Origin of the sequence: Mycobacterium sp. OAE908, from assembly GCF_017872775.1 — a bacterium.
Lineage (GTDB): Bacteria > Actinomycetota > Actinomycetes > Mycobacteriales > Mycobacteriaceae > Mycobacterium.
Genome location: NZ_JAGGJL010000003.1, coordinates 1 through 11508 on the forward strand (window position 1 = coordinate 1; position 11508 = coordinate 11508).

An 11508-nucleotide genomic window follows, 5' to 3' on the forward strand; every position below is an offset into this window, starting at 1 on the left:
CCGGCCTGACCTTGTTCATCAGTCCCACGCCTTGACCTACCCAATAGGTGGCTAATTCCTGCGCTCCCTTGTTGCCCTTCTCGGCGAGAACGTCGCAGAAGATGCTGGCCGCCTCGTCCCGCGACACCATCCGGTCGAAAGGCCGTACCGGAAAGCCGTCACGGCACGTTCGCTGGCCATACCGCTAATTTCGCCGGTCCGCCAACTAGTTGGCCTCCGCTGCAGCATCATTCGTCAATGGCACCGCCATCGTCATCGACTGCGGAATGAACCTGCGGCGAGTCTGAGGTATCAAGAAGCGCGGCGAGCCATCCACGCGGCTACCTGTGTCCGAGAGGTGAATCCAAGCTTGGCGAGTATCCGCTCGACGTGACCGTCGGCCGTACGTTTGGAGATGACCAGTCGCTCCGCGATTTCACGATTCGACAGGCCGTTTTCGATCAAAGCGGCTACTTCGAGTTCTCGCTTCGTCAGCGGTTCACTGGGCAGGCGCCCCGACCTATGCGCTCCGTCAAGGACACCGAGCACGAAATCGATTACTTCGTCGATATCGTCGAACCGATTTGCAGCTTTTCCCGCGGTCGACGGGGAGTCCGGCTGAGCCGAGCGATGCCCAGCGGCGAAACCTGACAACTGCGGCCCAAACGCTTCGAGCGCGGTACCCATCGAACGCCAGACATCATTGGCCGTGCGTGACAGAACGCGCGCCCGACCGAACTGCTTGCGGTCGTTCGCAATCCATGCCAGCAGCTCGGTGGTGAGCCCGACGGCGATACCGTCGGTGAGTTTTCGCCGGATCGTCAATACCTGCCGTGCGGATCGTTCGGCTTCATCGAGATGACCTAACGTCCAATGCGCCACTGCGGCTGCCCATTCGGCATACCCTCGTGCCGATCGTTCGCCGTATTTTTCGCACAGGACCGCAGTTATGCGAGCTTCGGACAGCGCTTCATCCGCGCGGCCATCCGCGGCCAGGGCACTCGCGAGCATGTAGCGGGCGGTTAACTCCAGCTCATGATCGCCACGACCACGGTGCCCCTCCACTGCGAGCTGAAAACCGCGCACGGCCGCAGCCGAATTTCCGGCGAACATCGCCTGCAGCGCCCGCCAGTGTTGGACCTGCACGCCGAGCGTTGCGTCGTTCAGCTTTTCGGCAAGCAAGGCCAGCTCGTCTAACCAAAGCCGGGCTTGGTCGTGATCGCGTTGTAGCAAGGCGATCCAGGCGACGACCCACAGGCACTCCGCCCGCGCAGATGACTGCTCGGGCGCCGCGGCCAGCATGGACTCGATTCGCATGCGGCCTTCCGCGAGGCGCCCGCCGGACAACCAGTGGTAGCGCAGGAACGCAAGCAGCTGCAGCCCCGTCTGCTCCTCCCCGGTCGTGGTCGCGCTCCACTGCACCGCAGCCACGTAGCTTGGATGGTCGAGTCCCATCTGCAGGATGAGCGTTTCTTGCTGCGGGCCACACCATTGCTGCAACATTTGCCTTGCCCGTCGGAGCATCGCTTCGCTGTGCCTGCGCTGCAGCTCAGCTGTCTCGCCGGCTTCGTCGGCCAGTTCGGCGGCGACCTCACGCATGGTCGCCGGGAGGTGGTACCGCATGGCGCCTGCGCTGCGGTCGGTAACCAGAATCGACTGGGCGACAAGACGATCGATGGCATCCATGACCTCATCTGCGCGCAGTTCGCCGAAACCGCAGACTTCCTCCGCGAGGTCGAGGTCGAAGCTGGCGGGGAATGCTGACAGTCGTCGCCATAACACCTTGGCGGTCGGCGGGCATAGTTCGTAGCTCCAGTCCACCATCGACCGCAGTGATCGGTGGCGCGACACCGAGTGCACATCCGAGGCGGTCAAGGATGTCAACCGCCTGCTGAATCGCGCAACTACCTGCTCGACGGTCAGTGCCCTCAGTTTCGCCGCAGCAAGCTCGATAGCCAGCGGCGAACCCTCCAGCAAGCGACACAGCTCGATCACGGCCGCAGCGTTGTCGTCGGTGATGTCGAAGTCGGGGTCACCCGCGCTGGCGCGCTCCAACAGCAGACTCACCGACCCATCAGTGATCAGCTGCTCTGCGGGCGTACCCGGTTCGGGCACACTAAGGGGAAGCACCGGCCGCAGTACCTCGCCGGCGACGCCCAGCTGCTCTCGGCTGGCGGTGATGATTCGGAGCTGGGCCGCCTCGCGCAGGATGACCGGCAGGGTGACTCGGACTGCCGAGACGACGTGCTCGCAATTGTCGAGGACCAGTAGCAAGTTGCGCTCCGGCAGGAAGGACAGCAGCTTCTCGCGCGGAGCGGTTGCGGACTGGTCACTGATACCCAGGGCGCTGACGATCGCCGATTCGACCTCGGCCACTCCTGCGCCGACGCTCAAGTCGGCGAGCCGCACTAACCATGCGCCGTCGGGGAACTTTCCGCGCATTCGGAACGCCAGCTCCATGGCAAGCCTGGTCTTGCCGACTCCCCCCGGCCCCGTGAAGGTCAGCAACCGCGATTGCGATAGCGCCCGCTCAGCGGCATCGAGCTCGTGCCTTCGAGCGACGAGCCGGTTCAACGGCGGACCGACCCGCTCGCCTCGTCGAGGGCCCCGAGCTGAGCTCATGCAGCAAGCCTAGAGCGGCTACGTGGTCAGGATTCGCCGAATAGCACGCCGGTCAATCGCGGTTGCAGGGCAAAGACGTGCGCAAATGACTGAGGATCAGCGTGTTGACCTTGTCAGGACATTCGGCATTGGCTAAGTGTGCTGCTCGCGACACTATTTCCAGACGGGCTCCCGCTATCGCGGTAGCGATGCGTCGCGCATGCTCGGGTGGCGTCGCGGGGTCGTTCGCCGCCGCGATGACCAGTGTTGGCGTGTTGGCCGATGTGGGACAGCATCTGGGCGTTGCCGATTCGGTCGAATGCCGCGAACGTGCAACATTGCTCGATGGGTGTGCCGTCGGCGAAAACGCGCACCCGCCACACTCACCAGCTGCGCGGCCGACTCGAAATGCCTTAGCGGGACGATCACGGACACCAAGACTTCGCGCCAGGCGTCTGGCAGGCGCATCAGCAGATCGCGTTCCTGGATATACCCCAACGACTTTGCGAATGCGTCGTGCAGAATGCCGCGCGCGGTGACGTATGGCGTGTAGAAGTATTGCCGCGGATCGATGAAACTGTAACTGTCGCTTAGTTGTAACGCGGTGAACCGTGGGTCATACAGTTCTCGGTCAGGTGCCCACGTCGGCCGGTGATGGAAGTTCTCGCGAGGTTGGACGTCGATAGTGCCCTCCAGATAGCGACTGGCTGGCTTACGACCCGGTAGCGCAATTTATATTGCACGGGCGTACGCCTCTATCTGTATTAGTTGACGCTGACGCGCCGGCCAACAGGTTGAGCGCCAAGGCACGCACTTGGTCTTCACCGGTGAGCTGTTGCTGCAGCTGGGGCGCACCTGCGTACGTCAGCTCAGCGGTGGCCGTGCGGCCGGATACTGTGGTAGGTATCCGCGCGACGCGATCGCGGTAACCGAGACTGAACGCGAGCTCGTTCTGGCCGCTGTCCGTCGACCAAGCTGATGATCTCACCGTGAGCGGACAACACCGCGTTGGCTTCGCTTACGAGCTGTTCTGCCAGCGAGCGGATCACGACCTGATGATCGGTAGCCTGCGCAACCGGCCGAGTTGTGCTCGGCTCGGTGCGAGGCACGGGTGGTGTGACTCCGTCGATCAGGTCACTGACCTCAATCATGAAGGGCGTCACCGGCTTACCCGAGCGCGGCTTCGGTCGCAGCCTGCCGCGACGACAGCAGCGGTGTAAGGAAGTCCGCGATCGCCGTGTGGATTTCGGCCACCCGGGGTATTGCGCCCGACAACTCAAACGCGCCGTGGCACAGTCCTTTGATGCGCCGACAGACGGTCGGCACTCCAGCGGTTGCCAAGGCTTGAGCGTAGTTCTCCGACTCGTCACGGGTCGGGTCGATTTCCATCGTGATGACGAGAGCCGGGGGCAACCCGGATAGATCCTCTGCTCGGGCAGGTGAAGCATGCGGTGACATCGCATTGGCCGGATCACCGAGGTATAGCGCCGCCATGCGCATCGCGGTTTCCATCGAAAGGATTGGGCCGTGCGCGAATTGCTTGCGCGACTCAGTGTCGGCGAGGAAATCGACTGGCGGAGTGACGAGAACCTGCGCGCGCAGGCTGGGACCGCCCTCATCGCGGGCCCGCAGTGCAGCAACGGCCGCGAGATTGGCGCCAGCACTTTCGCCGGCAACCGCGATCCGCTCCGGGTCACCGCCGACCTCGGAGATGTGGTCTGCGGCCCAGCGCAGAGCCGCGGCGGCGTCGTCGGTGGCTGCCGGGAACGGATGCTCCGGGGCTAGGCGATAGTCCGGCGAGACGACAAGGGCACCGACACGGCGAGCCAAGGTTGCGCAGGGTTCGTCGTACAAATCGATGCTGCCGCCGATCCATCCGCCGCCGTGGAAGAAGACCACCACCGGCAGGGGACCCTCGACCGGCGGGCGGTACAGCCGCACCGTTCGCTCGCCCCCCTCGATCGGGAACCGGGCATCAACGATGTCAACGTCGTCGGCGACCGGCAGCTGCATCCATTTGAACGACTCGATGGCAGCCCGGGCCTCTTCGAACGTGCACTCCTCGAGCGGTTTGGCGCCCATGTTCTGCAGACCGGCGAGGAAGAACACCACGGATCCGTCGAGCTCCACGGTGCTGGATACAGGACGTTCATCTCCGTCGAACGAGAACCCCGCGTACTGGTTGGCCTCGACCTCGGCACAGATGGCCCGATACATCGGCGCTCCGGTGAACAGCGAGACCGGGGTGCGAGCCTTGCCCGCGATGTTGTCGCCCATGTACCACGTTGTCGCGGTGGGAAAGAGCGTCGCGTCGGCGACTTCGCAGACCAGCTCGTTATACCGGTTCTCGGCTGCAGAGGTCACCTCGGTAGTCGTGTGCCCGCACTGGTCCATGTGCCCGATCAAGTCCGCAACGAAGTCGACGCTGTCCTCGATCGCTATCGGGTTGTTGAAAAGCGCTGCGGCACTCTGCGGCCCGTTGATGTGGAACAGGTTCGGGAAGCCGTGGGTTGCCATTCCGATGTAAGCGCGTTGGCCGTGCGCCCAGTGGTCTGTCAGCTTGCGGCCGCCGCGTCCGACGACTCCCATTCGCGCCAGCGCCCCAGCTCCGACATCGAATCCGGTGGCCAGCACGATCACGTCGAATTCGTACTCGCGGTCCGTGGTCTCGATGCCCTTTTTGGTGATCCGCACGATGGGTGTGGTGCGGGCGTCAACCAAGTGGACGTGGGGCTGGTTGAACGCTTCGTAGTAATTGGTCTCAAACGTGGCCCGCTTGGTCCCGTATGGGTGATCTTTAGGGCATAGCAACTCGGCGACCTTGGGGTCGTGGACCCGCTCGCGAATCCGGTCCCGGATGTAGCTTGCCGCCGTTTCGTTGGCTTGGGGATTGAAGATCAAGTCGTAGTAGGTGGAGGTGAGCATCCGAAAGCCACCTCCGTTGTAATACTGGTCGTAGACCTTGCGTCGTTCGTCGGGGCTGTCCGTGAGTGCCGACCGCTGGGCGCGCGGGTATGGCGCGCCGGGCATGCACTTGCGGGCCTCCTCTCGATGCTCGGCGAACTCTGCCACGGCGCGCTCGTGGTCCTCGTCGGATAGCGGCCGATTACCCAAGGGACAGGCGAAGTTGGCTGTTCGCTGGAACACCGTCAGTTCCGCGACCTCGGGGGCGATGGTCTGGATGACCTGAATACCGGTCGACCCAGTTCCGATCACCGCGACGCGCTTGCCGGCCAAGTCGACGCCGTTGGCCGGCCACCGGCTGGTGTGCAGCACTGTTCCTTGGAAGTCTTCTTGTCCCGGGAAGTCGTTCCTCTTGAAGACTGAGAATGCGCCCGCAGCGTTGATGAAGAACCGCGCCGTGGTTGTCGCGCCATCGTCAGTCCCGACTAGCCAGCGCTGCTTACTCTCGTTCCAGACCACCGACGTGACACGGGTGTTGAACCGGTAGCTGCGGCGCAGATCGAACCGGTCGGCTATGTGCTCGAGATATGCCCGAATCTCCTGCTGAGCGGCGAACCGCTCGGTCCACCGCCATTCCCGTTGCAGGTCCTTATCGAACGTGAAGGAGTAGTGAATACTTTCGAAGTCGCAACGCGCCCCTGGATAGCGGTTCCAGTACCACACACCGCCCGGGCCATCGCCTGCCTCGAAGCACTGGACGGTCAGGCTTTCGATATTCCGGAACCGGTGGGTGGCGTACAGACCGGAAAACCCCGCGCCGACGATAACTGCATCAACGTCTGTGTTGGTCATGCGGCGAACGATGCCCTGGTGTGACCCTTCGCACACCGGCTCAATGACCCCACCAGATACCTGTTGGTATACCTGTTTTGCGCTCACCGGTCGCCGCGGGTACGTGACCTCGTCGTCGAAACCCATTGACTGGTCCGCACACCGCGCGCCCGCCAAGCAGTGCCAGCGCCATTGCCCGCGATGTGGGCTAGGCAGTGATCGAGGCGGCGTCCAGGCACGCGGATGCAAAGTCGGCGTCACGTTGCAAGAGCGCGGCGACATATAGCTGGGCGGTCTCAATCGAAGGCGATCTGAGGACGTACGTCGATGAGTGTGGATCGACGGGGCAGCGAAACGCGGCCAGCGGCGGCATCGGCGCATAGCACCGAAGATGGTGATGGCTGTCGGAATCACCAGCGGCGACAGCACAAGCACGAGAATGCCTATGCCAGTGAGGTATTCGGACATGACCTCGGGTCCCCTCGCGAAGTGGGTCAACGGCGGCAAGCTGCGAGGCAACCGACGGTGTCACTGTGCAGCACACCTCAAACCCTGCCCTGCAGTGACGCAGACAACATCGGTGCCGCTACCCCTTCCCATACCTGTTGACATACCTGTTTCTGCCATGAGCCCTCTGGGATCGAGTAGCGGCTTCTAGAGTCGATCGCGTTAGCCGCTGAGCGCCGGAGGACCGTTGATTGTGAAGGCGTCGTCGGCCGCCCCGGTGGTCCTAGCGGGGGAGGAGCGATGCATATCTGTTCTCCGTAACGGCCATACCGCCAATTTCGACACGGTGCGCTGTTACAACCTGACTGGTCATGATGACGATTTCGCGATACGCAATCCGATGATTGCTCACGCCTCGGCATGCGGCGCCAAGGCTCTCTACCGCGTGGAGTAATGAAAGGTGAAGCTACGGTGACGACCATCGCTAAGGAAGTCAAGGAGATTCGGGGTCGGTTGGATTGCACGACCGCTGAAGTCCTACCCGCCCATGCACCTGCGTACACCATCGCCCCCACGTACCAATTCAGCGACGTGGACATGTTGTCGTTGACTTACCTCACTGACGCGCAGACTGCTGCTCAGGTCGTGCCATCGATGCTCACTATCGACGATCGACCCGAATGCACCCTGACCTTCTTGTCGTACGGTATGAGCCCCGCCGGCCCGTATCGGGAGGTATTCCAGTCGATTTCGTGTCGCCTCGACGGCCGGCGCTACCAATACATCGTTCATATCTATGTGACCAATGAGTTAGCTATGGTCGCCGGGCGAGAATGGCTGGGCTGCCCTAAACAGCTGGCCACCATCCGCCTCGACGACAACTGTGGCGACGCGTTGGGGATCATCACCGCTGAACTTGCTCGACCGGCGAGCGTGCCTTTGGCATGTGCACAGTTCCGACCGCAGCAACGCGTAGCGATAGCCGAAGCTGCAGAGGTCGCCGCGTTGAATCTCCGAATCATTCCCCCGGCCATCCCCGGCCAACCACCAGCAATTCGGGAACTCATTCCCTCGACGTTGGCCCCCAGCGGCGGCGAGATCTGGCTGGGGCAAGGATCTTTGCGCCTCACCGGCGACAGCGACTTCGCGCCACTGCATCTGCTGCCCGTAGAAGAGATGTTGGCCGCAACCCTCACCCGCAACGCCTCGCTGACATTGCAGGCACCAACCGAAACTTTTCCGTTTTAGGACAACAGGTGCCGTGCTCTAACCGGCGCCCGGTTAACCGAGGGTTCCCGACTCCAGTCCGAGTTCGTGTTCTGTCGTGCGCAGGAGCATTTCGGTTACTGCGGGGTAGTTGAGCAGACCGGTTCCAGCGATGGCGGTGCGGACGGCGCTTTGGGCGGCCGTGCCGTCGATCATGGCCAGAATGCGCATGGCGGCGGCCGCGCAGTCGTCGGTGGTGAAGTCGCCGGCGGCAACACCGCGGGTGATCAAGTCCGTGAGGTCGGCGATGTCGATCTCCATTTGGCGCACGACCTCGCGCTGCAGGGCCGGACGCTTAGGGCTTTCCCGCCACGCGTCGAGCCAAAGCAGGGCGGCGGAGTCATGTTCGGGCGCTATCGCCTGGTGCAAGAAGACCCGCAACTCTCCGACGGTGTTGTCGGCGGCCTGTGCCATCGTGACGGCCAGTGCTTCGCGGCGCCGCTCGGTAGCTGCTGCGAAAGCCGCGGCAACCAGGTCGTCTGCCGAGCGAAAGTAGTGATTGACCAATCCGGGATAGACACCCACCGCCTCGGCGACCCGCTTCGCTGTCAAGTGGGCAAGGCCCTCGGCGCCTGCGATCTTGCCCGCGGCCTCGGCAATCTCGTCTCTGCGCTTGTCCGGCCGCATGCGACGAGGACGCGATGCGCTCGCCGTGGAGGTCATGCACCGACGCTAACACCAGCATCAATGGGCACACTGAAGCCCCACTCCCCGACGGTCGGGGCTGGGCGCCTAGGCAGGTGTCCGGCAGAAAAGTTTCACCGATCCGGTGACAACCGCCTCGCTGATCGTTATTGTCATCGCCACCAATAGTTATTGGTGTTGTCACCAACAAGGAGGGTGCGATGGCCGTCGAACAAGCCGCAGACCAGGAGGTGACCAGCGACAAATTCGGCAAACTCGAAGTGCGTGGCATCGACTTCATTCCCGCCGAAGAACGCCACGGAAAACCTCGGGACCTGTTCACCGTGTGGGCGGCCGCCAACATCAACTACCTCTACATTGTCCTGGGCGGCGTACTGACCGTGTTCGGGCTGAACATTGCGCAGGCGATGAGCGTCCTGGTCCTCGGCAATCTGTTCTGGATAGCGATCGGCGCCATGGCAATCAGTGGCCCCGTCGCGGGAACGCCAAGCAGCGTGATCATGCGCGCCATGTTCGGCGTCACCGGAAACCGGTGGAACCTCATCGTGAATTGGCCGGTCTTCATCGCCTACGAGGCGATCAACCTCTGTATGGGAGCGCTAGCCGGCTACGCGGTGGTCGAGGCTTGGGGCGGATCCCTTTCCACACCGCTTCGAGTGACGATCGTCGTCGTAACCGCTGGCGTGACGCTGGCGATCAGCGTCTACGGCCACGCCACCATCATGCGGATGAGCGGTGTCTTCACCGTCGCCCTCGCTGCAGCCATGTTCCTCCTCGCCGTTTTCGTTGTCCTGCATGCTAATTGGGGGTATCAGCCCCCAGACGTGCTCAGCGGAGCTGCGTTGTGGGCAAAAATGGCCGCCGGGACCGCAGTGATCGCTGCTGCCTCGCTGTCGTGGGGTATCAGTCCCGACTACGCCCGCTACCTTCCCGCTGACTCCTCACCAACGGCGACCGCGATGTGGACTGCCCTGGGCGGATTCGTTCCTAGCGTGGTGTTGGGCGGTGTAGGGGTGCTCGCCGGCACCGTGATCGACATGGCCGACGCCCAAACCAACCTTGCCCAGATCGTCCCGGCCTGGTTCTACCCCATCTTTCTCCTGATCATCGTCATCGGTTCGATGGCCAACAACGTCCTGACGATGTATTCATCCGGTCTATACCTGCAAGCCGTGGGCATCCCTCTGCGGCGGGCAGTCACCGTACTTTTCGATGGCCTGCTCGGCGTTGCGCTCGCGTGCTATGCGCTTTTTGTCTCCGACTTCACCAGCGCATTGAGCGGAATCTTGGAACTCACCATCATCCTGTTGGCGCCCAGTATCGCGATCTACGTGGCCGACCAATGGCTGCGACGCAACCGCTACGACGGGCTGGCACTCAACGACGTGACCGAGGGCAGCGTCGCCTGGTATAGCCGTGGGTTCAACGTCGCGGGCGTCACCGCGTTCGTTTCGGGTGCCGTCGTTGCAGCGTTGTTCGTACAGAGTGAGGAATTCGCTGGGCCGCTCGGTACAGCTCTCGGCGGTGCCGACCTGTCATGGCTCGTCAGTCCGCTCGTCTCCGTCTGTGTCTATATCGCCATGACTAAGTTGCTTTACCCCAACGTAACTGGGAGGGGCGCTCGGTGAGGGAACCTAATTACAGGAGCGTGACGTCGACGCCGGTAAATCTGCCGGTTGCCGCGGAACCGTGGTTCCGGACCGAGGCAATGAACTCCTCACTTGACCGCATCGACGAACCGTACGTCCACGAATTCTTGCGGGCCAACATCTGGCATCTTCGCGGTAAGCAGCGGGACCTCGTCGTTGACACCGGTCTCGGCGTGGCATCCCTACGGGCTCAATTACCACAGCTATTCGAGCGCGATCCCGTCGTCGTGCTCACGCACGCCCACCTCGATCACATGGGAGGTGCGCATGAATTCGATTCGTGCTGTGCATATCCCGGCGAGCCTTTCGAAGATCCCCCGCCGGGCAGTCTCTATCCGCAGCCGCTTGTCGACGAACTCGGGCTCGCTGCATGCGAGTTCGCGCAGGGTCTGCCAATCCTGATAAGTGCAGTACCCCATCGCGATTACGCCTTAGCCGACTATCGGTTGCGGCCCGCCCCTGGCATCAGCTGGCTGCAGGAGGGCGATCGGATCGACCTGGGCGACCGCCAGTTCACCGTCCTCCATCTGCCAGGCCACACACCTGGCGGTGTGGCGTTATTCGACGAATCTGACGGGACGCTCTTCTCTGGGGACGTCGTCTACGACGACCTACTCATCGACACCTGCATCGGCGCCGACATCTCTGACTACATTGCGACCATGAAACGCCTGATCGAACTCGACGTCACCGTGGTGCATCCCGGACACGGGCATAGTTTCGATCGATCTCGCCTCCGTGAAATCGCGACCACCTACCGTCGCACGACGGACCAGGCGACGACCCAGCGGAATCACAGATGCGGCCAATGACGCGCGCCGGGGCGAAAGTTGCAGTGGACCATCCGCTTTCGTTGAATTCGCACTCACAGCAGCGCGGCCGGCCGCGGCCGAGAATGTGGCAGTTGGAGTCCATCTGGTGGCATGATCGCGCCCGCTGTAAAGGCATGCCGTCGTCGGTGTTCTATCCACCGGAAGACATCGTTGGTATCTCGAGACGTCATTACGAGGACGCGGCCAAACGAATCTGTCTCGAGTGCCCTGTCCTTGACCCATGCCGGAATCACGCTGTGGCAGCCCAGGAGCGATTCGGAATCTGGGGTGCGACAACGCCTTACGACCGCCGACAAGAGAGCCGTGCCGGTGACAACGGGTGACCGCTCACATTGACTTCATGCCGTTGAGGG

The 11508-nt window shown here is 62.7% G+C and carries 7 protein-coding genes and 2 pseudogenes; 4 read left to right on the top strand and 5 right to left on the bottom strand.

Going from position 1 to position 11508, the window contains the following annotated elements; translation table 11 throughout:
- Positions 1 to 291 precede the first annotated feature (291 nt).
- From J3E61_RS32465 to J3E61_RS32480, 4 genes and pseudogenes are all read right to left on the bottom strand, one after another.
- On the bottom strand, positions 292 to 2601 hold the full coding sequence (locus tag J3E61_RS32465) for a LuxR family transcriptional regulator (protein WP_210086780.1): 2310 nt from the start codon (positions 2599 to 2601) through the stop codon (positions 292 to 294).
- A gap of 52 nt (positions 2602 to 2653) precedes the next feature.
- Positions 2654 to 2854: pseudogene (locus tag J3E61_RS32470) on the bottom strand (alpha/beta hydrolase); the annotation flags it as partial.
- Positions 2855 to 2858: 4 nt separating this feature from the next.
- Positions 2859 to 3291: pseudogene (locus J3E61_RS32475) on the bottom strand (phenol 2-monooxygenase); the annotation flags it as partial.
- A 456-nt stretch (positions 3292 to 3747) separates the two neighbouring features.
- Entirely contained in the window at positions 3748 to 6336 is a 2589-nt protein-coding gene (locus J3E61_RS32480; RefSeq protein WP_210086781.1) for an alpha/beta hydrolase fold domain-containing protein, read from the bottom strand.
- Between the two features lie 1017 nt (positions 6337 to 7353).
- Between J3E61_RS32480 and J3E61_RS32485 the strand changes: the two genes are divergently transcribed.
- Entirely contained in the window at positions 7354 to 8010 is a 657-nt protein-coding gene (locus J3E61_RS32485; RefSeq protein WP_210086782.1) for an acetoacetate decarboxylase family protein, read from the top strand.
- Positions 8011 to 8043: 33 nt separating this feature from the next.
- On the opposite strand, the gene J3E61_RS32490 is transcribed toward J3E61_RS32485, so the two are convergent.
- Positions 8044 to 8691 carry a TetR/AcrR family transcriptional regulator gene (locus tag J3E61_RS32490; RefSeq protein WP_210086783.1) on the bottom strand — a complete coding sequence of 216 codons (648 nt, stop codon included), beginning with the start codon at positions 8689 to 8691 and terminating at the stop codon, positions 8044 to 8046.
- Positions 8692 to 8873: 182 nt separating this feature from the next.
- Here J3E61_RS32490 and J3E61_RS32495 point away from each other — a divergent pair, with 182 nt between their 5' ends.
- The 3 genes from J3E61_RS32495 (at position 8874) to J3E61_RS32505 (ending at position 11478) form a co-directional block, all read left to right on the top strand.
- On the top strand, positions 8874 to 10301 hold the full coding sequence (locus tag J3E61_RS32495; protein WP_210086784.1) for a cytosine permease: 1428 nt from the start codon (positions 8874 to 8876) through the stop codon (positions 10299 to 10301).
- Between the two features lie 80 nt (positions 10302 to 10381).
- Positions 10382 to 11134 (top strand): MBL fold metallo-hydrolase, encoded by a 753-nt coding sequence (locus J3E61_RS32500; protein WP_210086785.1) that lies wholly within the window; start codon positions 10382 to 10384, stop codon positions 11132 to 11134.
- Complete coding sequence (locus tag J3E61_RS32505; RefSeq protein ID WP_210086786.1) at positions 11131 to 11478, top strand: WhiB family transcriptional regulator; 348 nt, start codon at positions 11131 to 11133, stop codon at positions 11476 to 11478. The genes J3E61_RS32500 and J3E61_RS32505 overlap by 4 nt, the downstream gene beginning before the upstream one ends.
- The last annotated feature ends 30 nt before the right edge of the window (positions 11479 to 11508 follow it).